Source organism: Paraburkholderia sp. CNPSo 3076, from assembly GCF_026343935.1.
Classification (GTDB): domain Bacteria; phylum Pseudomonadota; class Gammaproteobacteria; order Burkholderiales; family Burkholderiaceae; genus Paraburkholderia; species Paraburkholderia nodosa.
On sequence record NZ_JAPMAL010000043.1, the window covers coordinates 1 to 17,627 of the forward strand.

Annotated in this window: 17 protein-coding genes and 1 pseudogene; 7 read left to right on the forward strand and 11 right to left on the reverse strand. The window is 59.1% G+C overall.

Going from position 1 to position 17,627, the window contains the following annotated elements; translation table 11 throughout:
* From M3A49_RS35770 to M3A49_RS35790, 5 genes and pseudogenes are all read right to left on the reverse strand, one after another.
* A pseudogene (locus M3A49_RS35770) lies at nucleotides 1-205 on the reverse strand (IS5/IS1182 family transposase); the annotation flags it as partial.
* Between the two features lie 1,077 nt (nucleotides 206-1,282).
* Nucleotides 1,283-1,675 (reverse strand): tautomerase family protein, encoded by a 393-nt coding sequence (locus M3A49_RS35775; protein ID WP_266233095.1) that lies wholly within the window; start codon nucleotides 1,673-1,675, stop codon nucleotides 1,283-1,285.
* Between the two features lie 67 nt (nucleotides 1,676-1,742).
* A complete protein-coding gene (locus M3A49_RS35780) occupies nucleotides 1,743-2,333 on the reverse strand; it encodes a flavodoxin family protein (RefSeq protein ID WP_266233096.1) in 591 nt (196 codons plus the stop codon).
* A gap of 196 nt (nucleotides 2,334-2,529) precedes the next feature.
* The gene (locus M3A49_RS35785; RefSeq protein ID WP_266233097.1) at nucleotides 2,530-3,153 is read right to left on the reverse strand and encodes an isochorismatase family cysteine hydrolase; all 624 of its coding nucleotides are present in this window, start codon (nucleotides 3,151-3,153) and stop codon (nucleotides 2,530-2,532) included.
* A gap of 59 nt (nucleotides 3,154-3,212) precedes the next feature.
* Nucleotides 3,213-3,977 carry an SDR family NAD(P)-dependent oxidoreductase gene (locus M3A49_RS35790; RefSeq protein ID WP_266233098.1) on the reverse strand — a complete coding sequence of 255 codons (765 nt, stop codon included), beginning with the start codon at nucleotides 3,975-3,977 and terminating at the stop codon, nucleotides 3,213-3,215.
* Nucleotides 3,978-4,114: 137 nt separating this feature from the next.
* Here M3A49_RS35790 and M3A49_RS35795 point away from each other — a divergent pair, with 137 nt between their 5' ends.
* Entirely contained in the window at nucleotides 4,115-5,008 is an 894-nt protein-coding gene (locus M3A49_RS35795; protein ID WP_266233099.1) for a LysR family transcriptional regulator, read from the forward strand.
* Between the two features lie 35 nt (nucleotides 5,009-5,043).
* Here M3A49_RS35795 and M3A49_RS35800 read toward each other — a convergent pair whose 3' ends face one another.
* The 4 genes from M3A49_RS35800 to M3A49_RS35815 form a co-directional block, all read right to left on the reverse strand.
* A complete protein-coding gene (locus M3A49_RS35800; protein ID WP_266233100.1) occupies nucleotides 5,044-6,153 on the reverse strand; it encodes an alkene reductase in 1,110 nt (369 codons plus the stop codon).
* A 45-nt stretch (nucleotides 6,154-6,198) separates the two neighbouring features.
* Entirely contained in the window at nucleotides 6,199-7,065 is an 867-nt protein-coding gene (locus M3A49_RS35805) for an aldo/keto reductase (RefSeq protein WP_266233101.1), read from the reverse strand.
* A gap of 199 nt (nucleotides 7,066-7,264) precedes the next feature.
* On the reverse strand, nucleotides 7,265-8,485 hold the full coding sequence (locus M3A49_RS35810; protein WP_266233102.1) for an MFS transporter: 1,221 nt from the start codon (nucleotides 8,483-8,485) through the stop codon (nucleotides 7,265-7,267).
* Nucleotides 8,486-8,497: 12 nt separating this feature from the next.
* Nucleotides 8,498-9,607 (reverse strand): alkene reductase, encoded by a 1,110-nt coding sequence (locus M3A49_RS35815; protein ID WP_266233103.1) that lies wholly within the window; start codon nucleotides 9,605-9,607, stop codon nucleotides 8,498-8,500.
* A gap of 247 nt (nucleotides 9,608-9,854) precedes the next feature.
* Between M3A49_RS35815 and M3A49_RS35820 the strand changes: the two genes are divergently transcribed.
* The 6 genes from M3A49_RS35820 to M3A49_RS35845 all read left to right on the forward strand — a co-directional run bounded on the left by M3A49_RS35820 (nucleotide 9,855) and on the right by M3A49_RS35845 (nucleotide 16,343).
* A complete protein-coding gene (locus M3A49_RS35820; protein WP_266233104.1) occupies nucleotides 9,855-10,739 on the forward strand; it encodes a LysR substrate-binding domain-containing protein in 885 nt (294 codons plus the stop codon).
* A 155-nt stretch (nucleotides 10,740-10,894) separates the two neighbouring features.
* Nucleotides 10,895-12,031, forward strand: coding sequence for a Gfo/Idh/MocA family protein (locus M3A49_RS35825; protein ID WP_266233105.1), 1,137 nt, complete (start codon nucleotides 10,895-10,897; stop codon nucleotides 12,029-12,031).
* Nucleotides 12,032-12,119: 88 nt separating this feature from the next.
* Nucleotides 12,120-12,869, forward strand: a complete 750-nt coding sequence (locus tag M3A49_RS35830) for an SDR family NAD(P)-dependent oxidoreductase (RefSeq protein WP_266233107.1) — start codon at nucleotides 12,120-12,122, stop codon at nucleotides 12,867-12,869.
* Between the two features lie 670 nt (nucleotides 12,870-13,539).
* On the forward strand, nucleotides 13,540-13,815 hold the full coding sequence (locus tag M3A49_RS35835) for a helix-turn-helix domain-containing protein (protein ID WP_266233108.1): 276 nt from the start codon (nucleotides 13,540-13,542) through the stop codon (nucleotides 13,813-13,815).
* A gap of 611 nt (nucleotides 13,816-14,426) precedes the next feature.
* A complete protein-coding gene (locus M3A49_RS35840; RefSeq protein ID WP_266233109.1) occupies nucleotides 14,427-15,185 on the forward strand; it encodes an SDR family NAD(P)-dependent oxidoreductase in 759 nt (252 codons plus the stop codon).
* A gap of 48 nt (nucleotides 15,186-15,233) precedes the next feature.
* The gene (locus M3A49_RS35845) at nucleotides 15,234-16,343 is read left to right on the forward strand and encodes a glycerol dehydrogenase (protein ID WP_266233110.1); all 1,110 of its coding nucleotides are present in this window, start codon (nucleotides 15,234-15,236) and stop codon (nucleotides 16,341-16,343) included.
* Nucleotides 16,344-16,589: 246 nt separating this feature from the next.
* Here M3A49_RS35845 and M3A49_RS35850 read toward each other — a convergent pair whose 3' ends face one another.
* The gene (locus tag M3A49_RS35850) at nucleotides 16,590-16,895 is read right to left on the reverse strand and encodes a hypothetical protein (RefSeq protein WP_266233111.1); all 306 of its coding nucleotides are present in this window, start codon (nucleotides 16,893-16,895) and stop codon (nucleotides 16,590-16,592) included.
* 248 nt (nucleotides 16,896-17,143) lie between these two features.
* Nucleotides 17,144-17,620 (reverse strand): DUF3788 domain-containing protein, encoded by a 477-nt coding sequence (locus M3A49_RS35855; RefSeq protein ID WP_266233112.1) that lies wholly within the window; start codon nucleotides 17,618-17,620, stop codon nucleotides 17,144-17,146.
* Nucleotides 17,621-17,627: the final 7 nt, after the last annotated feature.

The following is a 17,627-nucleotide window of genomic DNA, read 5'->3' on the forward strand; positions in this document are numbered from 1 at the left end:
TGGCTCGCAGCAACTTCTCCGGCGCGATGCTCGGCCGTCCACCTTTTATGTCCGCTTCGTACATCTCGGCGAACAGTCGATCCATCTTCGCCAGCGCTTCGTTCGCCATTACGCGGATCGAACGCAACGGATGCGACTTGGGGACGAAGTCGTCCAGCTTGCGCACGGAAAACAAACTCTCGGTGAAAGTGTCGGCGCCGCGCATGATCTCCAGTGGGTAAGTGGTGGTTCATCTATCAACGCTTCACGAACTCTGCGCGATGACATGTTTCAGCGGTACTTCAGCAACCTGTTAAGCATTGGTCCGCGCCAACTCAAATGAGTCGCAAAGGCATTCAATGCCGCGACCGCGTCCAGCGAAACCACTCGTGGTGATCGAGATTACGCAGAAGATCCGCTCGACGCCGTTCACGTCGGTAGTGGGCGACAACGCTAGATGCAGCGATTGCCAACACTACTACACCAACAGTCATTGCCAGCCAGGATTGGTCCATATCAGCCTCCTCTGGTACGCCGGATCGCCACCCGCTAGCGCAGGCGACACGCTCGGTCAATATAGCCTTTCGGAACGACACGCAACAGAAACCGGGCTGCGGCCGACGCGCTCACGCGATGTTTGGCCGTAACCAACCAAATAGAGACAGTGGACAAGCTACTTCAAAGTGCTGCCGTAAAATGCTGCCCATGAATATGGAACCGGCGGATACCCCAATGCTTAGTGAAACCGAACTGCGCGCGCAGCATGCGGACCTCCATCCCCGTCTGCGTACGACGAAGAGTGGCGCGAACAGTTACTGTTCAGGCTCGCCGAGGTGCTAGAGGTGGCCACCGATTTGATCGCTGAGGGTGAAGCGCACCTTGAGCGCTGCGCTCGCGTTGAAATCTATGGTTAGCCCTACCCGGGATCTCCGTTGTCGACGACTGCCGGCCGCATCGGACAGTAGTCGGCCAGTTTCGGACATCCGCACATACTTTCGCGCGGACGTTCGAGCGTCGATTCCACCCACACAACGGACCTTCGTGGGTGGACGATGACAATCGAGCCGTGGACCATAGCGGCCCTCGACGTGGCGATGGCGGGTGACCGGATCGCCGCGCGCTCTGTGCTGAAATGCACGGCACACAAGTCGAAGTATGGCGACGGTAATCTAACCAGGTTCGACAAGTCACCGGGCCCGCCCAGTTTGTCAGTAACCTCGCCCGCGGCATCCCAATCGCTGACTCTCGGCTTCGATCGCTCTGATTGCCCTTGGTGGAATCATGCGTGGCGCTTCGTTCCGGGTTACGCCTTCGGAGCGTATTGCATTTCGCCGTTTCCAAACGACCAGTCCTCGCGAGCGACATCAACCAGACTGATCCAGACGTCTTCCTTGCGAACCCCGGTCCTGGCATGAATTCCGTCCGCAATGGCCTTGTAGAACGCCTTCTTGACTTCAATGGACCGGCCGGAATTCCACGTGATCTGAATGAAGACGATGGCGGGCGTATAAGTGATACCCAAATAGCCCTCGGCGGGATAGATCAGTTCATCGAAGGAGTGGCGCGAGATGATTTGAAACTTGTCGTTCTTTGGAACATTCGCGACATTGATCATCGCCTCATAAACTGAGTCACTGACTGCACGAGCGACTGCATCCGAGGCGTCTTTTGACAGATTGATTCGCACGAGTGGCATTGCTGAATCTCCGTTGACGACAGCAAACTGTCATCGTTTAACAGTACGTGAAGCGCCCCGGGGACAATCACGCTGGCACACGTCCCCGGGCGAATTGGATCGCGACTTTTGCCACGCGCTCGCCAAGATACTCTGCCGTGAGCAAATCCGATTGCGGCGGGGAGACATCGGGACCCTCGTCAGCATTCGACTGGGCGCCAGCGCCAAGAAAGAAACCCAGCCGATTCAGTTCCTGCTCCGAGCCCTTGGAGTGGTTGTTGGCAGGTGGCAAGCCAAGGTTGACCCAGTGCATGCCATGCTGGGCGGCCAAAATAGCGAACTGGATTAATGTTCCAAGCTTGTCGCCGGACCTGGAAGCCGAATTCGTGAAGCCCGCGGCGATTTTGTCCTTCCACGCGCCGTCAAAGAATAGCCTGGATGTCGCATCCATAAAGGTTTTGAATTGTGCAGAGGCGCCTCCCATATAGGTCGGCGCGCCGAAGACGATAGCATCCGACTTCGTAAGCTCATCCCAGCGAGACTGCGCGTCCTCAGAGGTAAGAAACAGCGTCGATGCTCCGACGACCTTCTCTACGCCACGTCTGACAGACTCGGCTTGTTTGGCGGTGTGACCAAACCCACTGTGATAGACAATCGCAATTTGCACGGTGTTTTGCATATCAGGACTTTTCAACTTTAGTTAATCGCGTGGCTGCGGCGGATTACACGGACACGCCAGTTTGGAAGGCCAGTCGGCACTTCGGTCACGGCGTTGCCGGCGATCCCGCCAGGGTCTGCGACGAGCGCCGTTTTGAATTCGCACATGCGCGATGGCTTCTCAAGCGCGATCCGCTTGTCCAACAACCGGATGGCAGTCAGGTTGCCGCGACGGCTTTCAAAAACTCGTCGATCGTCAGGACCTCATGGCCATAGGTCGGATAGGAAACGTCAATCGCCGCCCGATGAGCCAGTTCGGTAAAGTCGGCAACAGCATCCTTGAGGAAGGTGACATGGAAACCGACCTCCAGAGCATGGCGGCCCGTGCCCTCCACGCACGTTTGGGAGGTCAACCCAGCAAGGACGACCTTTTCGATGCCGTTGGTGCGAAGTTGCTGTTCCAGATCGGTGCCGACAAACGAGTCGAACATGCGATGCTGGCTGATGATAGTCTCGCCTGCCTCTGGCCGAAGCGGTGCAAAGAAGTCCGCCCCATGGCTACCCTTCCAGAACACCTGGTTTTCGATACCAAACTGAAAGCGCGGATGGATATGAGGGACGTCGTCGAAGCTATGCTCGTCAACTCCGTGCGGCGAAAAGAAAATCTTCACCCCTGCGGCACGTGCGCCGTGCAAAAGCCGCTTGAGATTCTCCACCAGCGCAGTTTCCTCAAGCATCGGCGCGATCATGCCGTTTAGCTTGCCGTCTGGCGCCAGAAAGTCGTTCAGCACGTCGACCAATACCAGGGCGGTAGTTTGAGTTGAGTACTTCAATGTGTTCATCACGGATCCTTTAGTGGTGCGTTGGCGCTTTGCCAACTCCCTGGCAATGCGTTGGAAGCTCAGTTGGCGCTTTGACCGCCATCTACCATGAGCGCATGTCCATTAACGTAGGAAGCCAGGTCCGACAGCAAAAACAACGCGGCCTTTGCGACGTCGTCGGGCTCGGCCAATCTGCCAAGCGGAATATTCGCCGCGAAGGGGTGGGACTCGGTACCGTCAGCGTGTGCATCGATCCGAGCGGACGTCATCGGTGTTTTCGTGATCGATGGATTGACGGAGTTGACGCGGATGCCGTGCGAACCCAGTTCGACAGCGGCCGCACGCGTCAGTGCTACGACGCCGCCTTTGCTGGCGCTGTAGATCGTCGTGCCGGGATAGGCGATGCTGGCAAGTACCGAACCGTTGAATACGATCGATCCGCCATCGCCCTGCAAGCGCATCTGTGCGGCCTCGGCCTGAAGACCAAAGAACGCTGCCTTGAGGTTCGTATCGATCACGCGGTCCCACGTCGTTTCATCCAGCTTGTCGAGGGGACCACCTCCGGAGATGCCCGCGTTATTGAAGGCGCAGTCAAGCCGACCGAAATGTGCCACGACCTGGTCAACCACGTCAGTCATGCTTGCCGTGTCCGTCAGGTCGGCCTGAATGAAAATGGCTTCGCCGCCGGCCGCGACAATGTCCGAAACAACGGCATTGCCCTCGTCTGCGCGACGTCCGGTCAGTGCCACTTTGGCGCCTTCCTTTCCGAAAAGGATTGCGCTTGCACGGCCAATACCCGACGTGCCGCCGGTTACCAGCGTTACTTTTCCCTTGAGCAGTTCCATACAACTCCCGGTTTAGATTCGACTGTCGGAGATACGGATAACCTTCTCACCGCACCCCGCTTCCATAAATCCAGTTTGATCTATTTGTGCTAGGGTTACTATCCGTCTGCGTCGAAGATCAATTATTCGTTTGTCAAATGAATGATCGCTTCCAGGAGTTGAAGCTGTTCGTCCGTGCGGCCGAGTCAGGCAGTTTTTCAGCCACGGCGCGCGAAATGGGGCTGTCCCAGCCTTCGGTGTCACGCATCGTGTCCGAACTCGAAGCGAGACTGGGTGTGCGTCTGTTGCTCCGTACGACGCGCAAGATCGTTCCGACTGAAGCCGGCAACGATTACCTGAGGAAAGCGAAACAGCTTCTGCTGGACCTCGACGAGCTGGATGAAGTCGCTCGCGGAGCCGGCAGTCTCAAGGGCACGTTGCGCGTGGCGGTCTCCGAGACCTTGTGTATCCGGACTATCATTCCAAACCTGCAACGATTTCTGCACGATCATCCGCAGTTGAAGCTGGAATTCCTCACAGCGGATGTCATGCATGATCTGGTAGCGGAGGGCGTCGACATGGCAATCCGTTTCGGGCCCTTGCCAGATTCAGGATTCGGCAGAAAGAAGCTAGCGACGCTAAGGCGGCTGTTGATGGCTTCGCCGGCATATGTCGAAAAGCACGGAGCACCGAAAACGCCCGCCGAGCTTACACAACACGATTGCATTTTCGGGCCCACGGGTGTGCCGACCCAGCCTTGGGAATTCATGCGCGATGCTGAAAAAATATCAGTCAAGATCGATCCGCGTTACTCGTTCACGTCTGCTGAAGCACTCATCGCGTGCGCGCGCGAGGGTCTGGGTATCGCGCGAGCATCGGCACTCATGTGTAAAACAGAGCTTGAATCCGGGCAACTGCTGTCGTTGCTTCCTGACTTCAAGCTCGCCCCTGTTGAAATCAACGCAGTCTTTCCTGCTGGGCGAATGCCATCCCAGAAAGTGCGATCATTCACTGAATTCCTATCTGGCACTCTCGCTGATCCAGATGAGTAATTAGCTTGGTAAATTAATAGTGACCAACATGGCTATCAGGCGGAGCGCCTGTTTTCCTGATCCTGATAGCTTGGATAGTCGGTGTAGCCGACATGTGTGCCTCCCCAGAAGGTCGAGCGATCGTAACTGGCGAGAGGCAGCCTGTGTTGCAAACGATGTGGCAGATCAGGATTGGAGGCGAAGTGCCGGCCAAATGCCACCAGATCGGCATCTCCCTTTCGCAGGATTTCTTCCGCACTGTCGCCATTGAAGCCGCCGGCGGCAATGATCGGGCCGTCGAAAGCGCTGCGCAGCAGCGCAGACGCCACGGGCTCCTGATGCTGGTCGAGCGTTTCGACGCCTTTGACGCGCGGCTCGATAATGTGCAGATAGGCTATGCCAAACCGGTTCAATTGTTCTGCTGCGTAGGTAAAGGTCGCCTCGGGATTGGAGTCGGATATCGAGCCCCACTGGCCGCTGGGCGACAACCGCACACCCACGCGGTTCGCCCCCCACACCGACACCAGGGCGGTGACCACTTCGATCAGGAAGCGCGCGCGTTTTTCGATGGTGCCGCCGTAGGCATCCGTACGCTTGTTGGTGCCATCTTGCAGGAATGTGTCGGCCAGGTAGCCGTTGGCGGAGTGCAGTTCAACGCCGTCGAGGCCGGCAGCAAGTGCGCGCTCGGCACTCCTTCGGTAGTACTCGATCACGGTCTGGATTTCGGCGATATCGATCGCGCGATGCATCGAAACCGGCACCCAGCCATTGTGCGTCAGCGCTTCGCCTTCGAAGGGCACTTCTGACGGCGCGATCGGCGCCGCCCCGCCTGTCAGGTCGACGTGCGACTGGCGTCCGTCGTGCCCCAACTGCATGAAGATGCGCCCGCCCTTCGCATGGACGGCATCCGCGATCTTCTTCCAGCCCGGGATGTGTGAGTCTTCATAAATCCCAGGCGCACCGAGGTAGCCGCGGCTGTCGTAAGACACGTGCGTCGATTCGGTGATGATCACGCCGCCCGCGGAAGCGCGTTGCCTGTAGTACTCCAGCATGATCTTGCTGGGACTATCGTCGCTGTTGGCGCGAAGGCGCGTAGTCGGCGCATGCACCACACGGTGTTTCAATTCATAAGGGCCGAGTTGAAGCGGCGAAAAGAGCTTGGTCATTATCAATCCCTAGTGAGGGTCGGATGCGATTGGTGCAGCGGCGGACTAGCTCTGCAGTCGTTGGGCGGTGGCGCGATCCAGTTGGCAAAATTCGCGGTCGGACAGGGTGATCGCGCCAGCCGCCACGTTCTCTTCCAGATGCGTGACCCGGGAGGTTCCCGGTATCGGCAGGATCACCGGACTGCGCTGCAATAGCCACGCGAGGGCGATCTGCCCGACGCTTGCCTGATGGCTTCGCGCGATGGAGTCGAGCAGCGAACCGGGACGGGTCAGCGCCCCGGCAGCCAGTGGGAACCATGGGATGAAGCCAATTCCACGGGCGGTGCAGTAGTCGAGTACGTCTTCGCTTCCGCGGTCACCCATGTTGAAGCGGTTTTGCACGGTCGCCACCTTGAAATATTTCGATGCAGCCTTGATGCCGGCCACCGATACTTCGCTCAGGCCAGCGTGGCGGACCACGCCGCTGTCGATCAGGTGGCGGACGGCGCCAAACTGCTCATCCCGCGGCACCAAGGGGTCGATGCGATGCAACTGCCACAGGCCGATTTGTTCGATACCAAGCCGTTGCAGGCTGCCGTGGGCTTGCTGAACCAGGTACTCCGGTCGACCCTGCGGTATCCACTGGTTGGGACCCGTGCGTGTCAGTCCCGCCTTGGTCGCTACGAGCATGTCGGCGCCATAGGGATGCAGCGCTTCGCGGATCAATTCTTCCGAAACGTTCGGCCCGTACGAGTCCGCCGTGTCGATGAAATTCACCTTGAGTTCGCGAAGGCGACGCAGGACGCGGATGGCTTCGACCCGATCGGCGGGCGCGCCCCAAATACCGGATCCGGTGATTCGCATCGCGCCGAATCCGAGCCGCTGGATTTCGGTGTCGCCGCCGATTTTGTAAGTAGGGTGCGGGATAGTCATGTTTCACCTTTACTGCCTGTCTGTGACCGTTAGAGATGGCGGCGCACTACCCGCCGGGACAGGGAAATGCGTGTTGAAGGAGGCTGGCTGTCCCGGCGCCGATATTTGCGTCATACGCAGCACGTTCTCCCGGCTTCACGATGTGGCCGATGTGTGCCCTGGAAATTGCGGCGAACGTCTGCTGCGCATGAGTGATACCTCAGGCCGCAGTGACCGCCCCTTTTCGTGCCCTTATCAGGTGCTTGCCGATACTGGCTGTCAGAATCAGCGCAGCGACTTCGCACGCAGCGGCGGTCCAGCCAAGGTTGGTCACTGAGGTGACACTCAAGGTCAGGGACCCGAGCGCAGCGCCAAGCGAAAAGCCGAGATACATGAAGGAAGCGTTCAGTGACAGGGCAATGGGCGTGCCGCGCAGCCCGGCGAGATTAATTAGTCCTGCTTGCTGTGCGGGATAGAACGACCAGTGAGCAACGCCCCAGGCCACTACACCGATCAGAATGGGGACCAGAGCCAATGTCATCGTCAGCCAGTGCGCGCTCGCCGACATGAGCGAGAATGCGAGGATCGTCACGCTCAGGCAGGGGATGATCACGCGGCCGGGGCCGAAGCGGTCCACGGCTTTGCCACCGATGAACACGCCGATGGCTGCCGCAACACCCCAGGTGAACAGCACAAAGCCAATTTGTGCGCCGTGCAACGGCGTCGTTTTGGCAACGAACAGCGCCAGATACGTATAGATCGTATAGGCGCCCATCGCCCACAGCGTGGTGACGAGCAAGGTCATCAGGATGACTGGCTGTCGTGCGACTTGGATACGCTCGCGCAGCGTGGCAGTCGGCAATCCTGCGCCAATGGAACGCGGCAGGCCGAACATCAAGCCCGCTGTGGCGACAGCGGACAGGGTGGCGACGCCCGCGAAGGTCATGCGCCAGCCGAGCCGATCACCGACCAATGCGCCCAGCGGCACGCCGAACGCAACCGCGATCGTGATGCCGCCGTTGACGATGGCCAGCGCCGTGCCGCGCCGTTCTGGACCAGCAATGGCGCCAGCCAGTGCGTTGGCGCCAGGCACATACAGACCGGCGGCTGCGGCGAGCAGGATGCGGGCCGCCATCAATTCCCAATAGTTCTGGGCGGCCCAGGCAATGATGTTGGCAACGGTGAAGGCTGAGAGCGACAGCATCATCAGTGTGCGCCGATGAAACGAGCCGGTCAGGGCCGTCAGGATCGGTGAGCTGAGTGCGTAGGCCAAAGCAAACACCGTGACAAGCTGGCCTGTGGCGACAATGCTGGTGTGCAGGTCCGTGGCAATGTCGGGCAGCAGGCCGGCAATCATGAAGCTCTCGGTGCCGACTGCGAAAGTTCCCAGCGCCAGCCAGTACAGCGGCGCGAGGGAGGTGGACTGGGTCGTGGAGGTCATTGTGTGCTCCGCTTACGCTGCTACCGCGTCGGCGTTGTAGAACGGATAGTCGGTATAGCCGACGTCGGTGCCGCCAAAGAACGTTGGGCGGTCATACGGATTCAGCTGCAGCCGGCGGCGCAGCCGTTCGGGCAGATCCGGGTTGGCAATGAAGTCGCGGCCAAATGCAACCAGGTCAGCATCGCCCGCCTGCAGGATGGCTTCGGCGGTATCGGCCTTGAAGCCGCCGGCGGCAATGATGGTGCCCTTGTAGTGCTTGCGGATCAGTTGCGCGGCGACCGGGTTCGGATCCTTGCTGTCGTCGTCGACGTTGCCCAGGACACGCGGCTCGATCAGATGCACGTAGGCCAGGTTCAGCTTGGCCAGTTCTTGCGCGACGTAGCTGAAGAGGCCTTCCGGATTGCTGTCGGACATGTCGCCCCAGGTGCCGCTCGGTCCAAGGCGCACGGCCACGCGTTCGCTGCCCCACACGCCGATAACGGCCTGGGTGGCCTCCATCAGGAAGCGGGCACGGTTTTCAAACGAGCCGCCATAGATGTCGGTGCGCTTGTTGCTGCCGTCCTGCAGGAATTGATCGAATAGGTAGCCATTTGCGGCGTGCAATTCAACTCCATCGAACCCAGCCTCCTTGCCGCGAATCGCGGCGGTCCGGAAGCTTTTAACGAGCTCGGCGATTTCGGGGATGGTCAGCGCGCGGCTCGGCGTGTTCGGGATCCAGCCTGCTTCGGTGTAGGCGACGCCACCGTGCGGGACGGCGGACGGTGCCACCGGCTGTGCGCCGCCCGGCTGCAACTGGCTGTTGGACTGACGTCCGGCGTGATAAAGCTGCAGGAAGATACGGCCGCCCTTGGCGTGTATAGCGTCCGTCACGAGTTTCCAGCCGGCGATCTGGCTGTCGTCGTAGAGGCCAGGTGCACCGAGGTAGCCGTTGCCGTTGGGCGCGGCGATGGTGGCTTCGCTGATCAGGAAACCGCCTTCCGACGCGCGCTGGGCATAGTACTCGGCCATCAGCGGGCCGGGTCTCGCGCCTTCTTCGGCGCGCATGCGGGTGAGCGGCGCCAGCACCACGCGATGGGAAACTTCGTAAGGACCGACTTTGACTGCGGAATGGAGTTTGGACATGATTTCCTCGAGATTCAGTTGCTGGTGACGTTCAATCAACAGCGGGCTTTCGACCTTGAGGAGAAGTGTATGGACGGGCTCGGCTTAGAAAAATAGGCTAAGGTTCCGAATATATAGGACTGGAAAGTCCGCAATTGAGGCGCATGCGGGTTGAACTCGCTAACCGACATTTGCGAGCATTGGAAAATAAAGCTAAGGTACCCGCGATATCGGACAAATATGTCCTAGACGACCTCGGGAAGCGGTAATGGACAGCCTCAGTGGTATTTCGGTGTTCGTGCAGGTGGCAGAAACGCGCAGCTTTACTGAAGCGGGACGGCTGCTCGGAGTATCGTCTTCCGCGGTCGGCAAAAGCATTGCGCGCACCGAGGAGCGGCTGGGCGTGCGGCTCTTTCATCGCAGCACGCGCAGCATCACGCTGACGGCCGAAGGGGTGTTGTTTCTGGAACGGTGCCGACGCATCCTCGGCGAAGTCGAAGCGGCGGAAGCCGAGTTGTCCGATGCCGCTGGAAGTCCGCGCGGCAGGCTGCGGATCAGCACGCCGCAACTGTCCGGGCTGATCATGCCGGCGCTCGACGGCTTCATGTCGCAGTACCCGGACATCGAAGTCGATGTCGATCTCTCCGATCGCATGGTGGATATCATCGAAGAAGGCTTCGATGCGGTCATACGCACGGGTGAGCAGCACGATTCGAGGCTGGTATCGCGACGCCTCGGCTCCTGCGGTCAGGTGCTGGTCGCGTCGCCTGGCTATCTCGAGCGGCACGGCGTACCGAGGCATCCGTCTGAACTCGTTCGGCATGCCTGTCTGCTACATAAATTCCCCGCTAGCGGCAAACTGGAACGCTGGCCCTTTCGGCTCACTGCGTCGGAAGCGGAGCCGGAGTTGCCGCAAACATTCGTCAGCAACACCATTGAAGTGCTGGGCTTTCTGGCGCTTCAGAACAAGGGCCTCACCTTCCTGCCGACCTTCCTCGTGCGCGACGCACTGGCGAGCGGTGCGTTACAGATCGTGCTCGACGATTTCATTGACCAGACCGTTACCTTCTGGGTCTTGTGGCCGGCAAGCCGTTACGCCTCGCCGAAGCTGCGTGTCTTTATCGACTACATCAGCCAGAATCTGCAGATCTAATAGGGTCCGGCAAAGAATCAGCTCAAAGTCGCGAAGCCGGACTGAAGTGTCCGAAATGATCGGAATCCCAGCCTGTTTATCTCCAATCCCCTGATCTCTACTATTTCCCTGTCGCTGCGCGGATGGTCTGCACAGCCTCAAAGTGGAGAGTTCTTGTGAATAGTGTCGCCAGCCGAGCTACAGGCTCCGGCAAAATCAGGGTGGGCGTCGTTGGGCTGGGCAATTGGTCGGAATACGGGCACCTGCCTTCGCTGAAACTGCTGCCGGAATATGAACTGACCGCGGTGTACAGCCGCAACCCGGAAAAGGCGGCATCGCTGGTCACGCGCCATGGGTTCAAATACGCGGCAAGCTCGCTGCAGGAACTGGTATCGCATCCGGAAGTCGATCTCGTACTCGTGTTGACGCCCGCGTTCCAGCATGAAGAGGGCATTCGCGCGGCCATTGAGGCGGGCAAGGACGTCTACTGTGAATGGCCTCTGACGCCGAGCACTGAATTGTCGAATGAGTTGCTCGCATTGGCCGGGAAGGCGGGCGTGCGCACCATCGTAGGTTTGCAGCGGCGGCTCAATCCGGGCTACCGATATGTGCGCGATCTGCTGGAGCGGGGCGAGATTGGCGAAGTACGTTCGGTGCGCCTGCACGTGAGCGTCGAGTACTTCCAGCGTGAACGGCCTGCCGCACTGTACTTTACGGTCCCCGAAAAAAACTTCTCCAGCCTGCTGTCGATCTACGGTGGCCACTTCCTGGACGCCTTGTTCACGACGATGGTTGGCTATCCGAAAAGCCTGTCGGCGCTGGCCGTCAATCAGTTCAAGGAAGTCACGCTGGTGGAAACGGGAGAAACATTGCCGCATACCAACGCCGACCAGGTCGTGCTTGCCGGGACATTCGCCAACGGCGCAGTGCTGGCAGTCCATATCGAGGCGGGAAAGCGCAATAATTTCGGTATGCAGCTTGACGTGACAGGCAGCAAGGGCGACTTGAAAATCTGGAACACCACCAGCTTTGGCGACGCCTTCAACCGCATCGAATTCGCGCGGGGTGACGGCCAGCCGCTTACTGAGCTGACGATTCCGGCGGAATATGAATGGCTGCCGCCAAGCGAACTCGGGGCGAGTGTCCTGGAGTTGGCAAATCTGTATTCCGCTTATGCACGTGACGTCAAGGCCGGTTCAACGCTTGCGCCTACTTTTGCGGACGCGATTCGCATGCATGAACTGATGGACCAGATCGTGGAGTCTGATCGCACGGGTCAGCGCGTTCCGCTCTCATTCAGCACACCCGGTTAAGCCGGACGGCCGGCTCAGATACTGCAGCCGGCTTCAATCCTCAAGCAGCTCCGCAGTCCGCTTCCGCAAACTTCACCTGGGAAACGCAATGTCTACCCATCCCGTCGTTCTGATCACCGGTGCGTTGACTGGTATTGGCCGCGCCACCGCACTCGCCTTCGCCCGTGAAGGTTCCCATGTCGTTGTCTCTGGACGCCGCGTGGACGAAGGCCTGAAGCTGGCCGACGCGCTTCGCGCACTCGGCGCGGAAGCAGAGTTCATACAGTCGGATGTCCGATTCGAAGACGAGGTACGCAACCTCGTCGATAAGACGGTTGCGCGCTTTGGCCGGCTCGATATTGCGGTCAACTCTGCGGGCACCGAAGGCCAGTCAGGGCCGGTAACGGACCGGACTCCTGAGGGCTATGCAGCCGTCTTTGATACCAATGTGCTCGGCACGTTGCTCAGCATGAAGCACGAGATGCGCGTGATGCAGACGCAGGGCAGCGGCAGCATCGTCAATGTCTCATCGACGATGGGTTCTCGCGGCGCGGCGAACGCCTCTCTCTACGTGGCAAGCAAGCACGCTGTAGAGGGCTTGACCAAATCTGCAGCGATCGAGGGTGCCGCTTCAGGCGTGCGCGTCAACGCCATCGCCCCGGGTCCGGTCGAGACCGCGATGCTCGACCGGCTAACCGGCACCGCCGAGCGGAAAACCGCGTTTCTCACGAACGTCCCGCTCAAGCGCGCGGGAACCCCCGAAGAGATAGCCCACGCCATCGTGTTCGTCGCGTCTGACAAGGCGAGCTTCATCACTGGCGAAATCATCAGGGTCAACGGCGGCAAAACGGCCTCGTGAGGCCTGCTAGCCATCACCAGACCGTTTTGGCCCAGGAGCACGATGATTCCTGGGGGCACTCGAACGACTTTTCTCCAGGGCACGCGTTGATCTCAACGACGAGGGTGGAAATCAGCGGTACTACGCACGGCGGGGACGTGTAATCCGGACAAACGGCGTGACAGACGAGACTTTTATCTGGTGACGTTGATAGGCCGCTCTCGGCCTTATGTGAAGCTTTCAATAAGGCCGACGACCTGGCAGGCGGCACTCAAGCTCGTATGGCCGTTATACATTTGGAATCCGCCATAGATATGGCTCTGGCTCCAGCGGCCGCCTCGGGTCGTAAGCGGCCAACCGCTTCTTCGACTGGGGGCGCTCCCCTTCCTTACGCCCTTGACACCTAAGCGTAACCGGTCAAACAGAACGTCTCGGGACTTGTTCTCACTGCAGCTATTCCAGTCTGACCTAGAAGGGAAGCGACCGCTGCAGAAGCGGAGGAAATTCGCGAAACTCAACATGTGCAAGCGCGAATCAAGCCTTCCGAGTATCCCTGAATAGCCGGCCGCAGGGCAGGCTGGTTGTTTTATCTGAGGTGGCAGAGAGGTTTTCAACATGGATAACAAAGTATCTAAATAGGCTCGATGGATACTTTGCTACTCCTATGCGTACCCTAGGCGAATTGAGCACGGTGCTGTCCGACGACGCGCAATCTGCATCAGCCGACAAGTCGGACCTTGCTGCTGCGACCGGCGTTACCCGCGTGACGCTTCGTCGCGCGCTGACAGGTTCGGACTTTAAGGTTTCCACGCTCTTCGCAATTGCAGACAAGCTCGGGCTTGAGGTCGTGCTTGTGCCAAAGGGCGCTGCCCGCGGACTTGCCGCGGAGACGCAGGCAGCCGCCCCGCAGGTGAAAACGCTTGTTCAGGCCGCGCTCGAGCGAGTCCGGAAGGTGAGTGACGAATGAACGTCAAAGCACTTGAAAATCTGCTCGGCACGACGCGCGTGGGCATTCTCCTCCAGTACAGCGACGACAAGCCAAGCGCATCGCCGTGAAGCCCCAAATAACGCGTGATTTTCGGCCTGCCCCGATCGGTGCCTACCGGCGCGAGAGCAGGTGAAGCCGGAGTCGTCTGCTAACTCTCACTAGTCTTCCGTGGTGAGCGGGCGAAGCGGCAGCGAACACACGCACGCGAAGAGTCGTCGGCCAAGATCTGCGGTAGACACTCGCTCGGCAACACAATGCCGGGTTCGCAAATCGGCGCCACGAAATATCCGTAGAGCGTTACGACATTCATCGTTGCATCGCCGCGCATTCGGACCGGTCGGGACCGATACGCCTGACGAGGCAAAAGCCGATTATGCGAAATTCAATGGGTCTGCCTCCGTAGCATGACTCGAGCAAAACAGTCCCCGGAACTCCCGAGGCGATTCAATCGCAAATTTGCACGTCGCCAAGCATGCGTTTTATGAATGCTCGCCCACGAAAAATGTCGTGCAAGCTCCCTGCACCGTACCGAATCCTGCTCGGCTATCCTCATTCCCGGTTCGTATCTCAAACTTAAAAAGGAGACAACAATGTTCGACCTTTCAGGAAAGGTGGCGGTCATTACGGGTGGAGCGAGTGGCATTGGGCTCGGCATCGCTCGCGGCATGGTTGCGGCTGGTGCGCGTGTTGTGCTGATTGGTCGCGATCGATGGAAGGGCCGTGCTGCAATTGAATCGCTGTCAGGCGGTAATGCAAACGGCCATTTCATTCAAGCCGACATCACGAATCATGGTGAGTGCACTAAGGCAATCGAGCAGGCCGAGCAGCATTTCGGGTGTCTAAATATCCTTGTGAACAACGCTGGCATGAATATCCGCAAGCAAGGGCACGAGCTAGGCTCCGAGGAATGGCACCAGATTGTCGATACGAACCTGAGCGGCGCGCATTTCTGCGCTCAGGCTATTTATGGTGCGTTCACGCGCGCAGGTGGCGGCAAGATTATCAATATCGGCTCGATGCTCTCCCTGTTCGGCACGACCTACGGTTCGGCCTATGCGGCCAGCAAGGGCGGAATCGTGCAGCTCGGCAAAGCGTGGGCTGTTGAATGGGCACCTCATAACATTCAGGTCAACACGTTGCTGCCTGGCTGGATCGAAACCGATCTGACCGCCGAGGCGAAACGGCTTTTCCCTGACCTCGAAGCGGGCATCTTGAGCCGCACGCCTCAGGGGCGCTGGGGCAAGCCCGAGGACCTTGCCGGCATTGCAGTGGCGCTCTGTTCAAGCGAATGCGACTTCGTGACTGGCGCGGTCATTCCGGTAGACGGTGGATATTCGGTTCAAGGTTAGCCGATTCTTTTTGACGCTGCCATATCAAATACAAAGGAGACACCCAGCATGTCCAGTGCATATGCCGGGCCCGGAAAATATATCCAGCGCGCGGGTGAGATCTCGCGCCTTTCACAGCACGTTGCACCGTTGGGCCGCAACGTGCTCGTTCTGATCGATCCGTTTCTGTTCGACCGCTTCAGCAGTCCACTACAGCGCGATCTCGAAGGTGCCAAGCTGTCGGTACATCTGGAGAAGTTCGGCGGCGAATGTACGCTGGCTGAAATCGCGCGCGTGGCCGCAATCGCCAGAGGCAAGGAGAGCCAGATTCTCGTGGGCGTCGGCGGGGGAAAGGCAGCAGACACCGTCAAGATTGCGGCATTCGAAGCCAACGCGCGGACCGTCATCGTTTCGACGATTGCGTCAACGGACGCACCGTGTAGCGCTGTCGCCGTCCGCTATACGTCTGAGGGCGTATACGAGGGGTCCGCCCGGCTGCCTCGCAATCCCGATCTGGTCGTAGCGGACACCAGCATTGTGGCGAGTGCGCCAGTACGCTTTCTCGTCGCAGGAATCGGCGATGCGCTATCGACTTGGTTCGAGGCACGTTCGAACCTGGAGTCGCGAACGAACAACTACGTCGCGGGAGGGGTCCCTCCGACAGCTGCTGGTATTGCCATTGCGCGAGCCTGCCACGATGTGCTGATGCGAGACGGTCTGAAGGCAAAGCAGGCGGTCGAAGCCGGTCTCTGTACCACGGCAGTCGAAAACCTCATCGAAGCTAATACGCTGCTCAGCAGTATCGGCTTCGAGAACTGCGGATGCTCCGCAGCACACGGCATGCATGGTGGACTGACTGCCCTAAGCGAAACCCACGGCATGCTGCACGGCGAGAACGTCGCGTTCGGGACGCTATGCCTGCTCATGCTAGAAAATCGCCCGATCCAGGAAATCGAGGAGATGATCCGGTTCTGCGAACAGGTCGGGCTTCCTACGACACTCGCCGAACTAGGGCTGCCCGGCGACCTGCGGTACTACGCGAACCGGATCGCCGAGGCATCGCTCGCTGAAGGAGAATCTACCCACGCGTGTCCCGTGGATGTTTCCGTGGCCCTCGTGAGTGATTTGATACTCGCGCTCGACGCGACGACGACGCGGATGCGGGCGGCGAGACACTAGCGCCTGTTCACATTCTCACCTGCTGGCCAAAGGCGCACACCAGCTGCGCCTCCTCCGGCCTGCGCTTGCCGCAGTGGCTCAGCGCCTTATTTCGTGCGGCCCCCGCGCCGCTCGCGGCAAATAGCGCTCGCATGGTACGGAGTCGCTGTGGAAAACATCAGAGTGCTGACACCCCGTTCCACAGCGCCGCTACATCCGGGTCTTTGCAACTCAATCCGGCTATCAAAGCCTAAGGCGCCCCACCCCTTACCCACGAGCACTGATTTTTAGCGCATTGGCAGCTGCCGAACTCATCTCTTCGTTGGCCACGAATACGATAAGTGCATCTCCATCATTGAGTTTTCCAATCTGTGCGCGCAGTCGCTCGTCGACGCGCTCAATGGAATCAAGAACCACGATTCTGATTTCACCACGCGTCTGGATGTCGTCAAGGTCACTCAGTCTGGTGACACCATCCCCATAGCGAATATCGACGAGAACCTCTCCGCATGGGAAGCTGCATATGCGAGTTTGGCTGTTGGCTCCGGGGTTGGAAACAAGCTTCTGGGGCATTGTAGGTATCTCAAGTTCTGGCGTATCGCCTTTCATAATCGACGACGGGAGAAAACGCTCGCGACGGTTTGGCCCAACTCAGCCGGAGCCCAGATTTACGTGCACCGTGGTGATTTTTACGCAGGTATCCGCGTGACCTTTGCGTGCCGGTCAGCCACGGATGGCCCGCAGAAATTTATATGAGGTGCGCAGCGAAAGCGCAAACAGGCGGTGCGCAACAATGCAGCCACCGCCCATGTGATACCGGGCTACAACCCGCGAAAAGGTGTAAGCGTGGGGCGTTTCATCCTCATGAGATCCGTCACCTCAACTCGGTCATCCACCGACAGGATTGGGATTGTCATCCATTTCCCGTCATGATAAGTCCGGGATTCGTCGTACTGTTTGACCAGCGGCGGACTCCAGAAGTAACGCCTTTCTTCAAACTTCTCTCGTTCGGTCCGGCCTAAGACGACCAATACGGACAACAGCCTGTATGCCGGAAACAGACTGCAAAACGCCCTGTTCTCCTTGTAGCGCAGTGCCCAACCACGCTTCTTGCCGCCATATATCCAATCCGGCGTGAAAACATTGGGGTAAAACTCGTCGATCCAGCTTCGCAGCTCGCCCCAATGTTCGAACGCCTCCGGGCCCAACCAGTCGCGGAGAGTACGCTCATCCGGATGCGAGGATTTGTCAGAAATTCTGTCGCCTATCTCAGCGCTTCGTGCGGTTTTGCTTTCCATTCTTCAC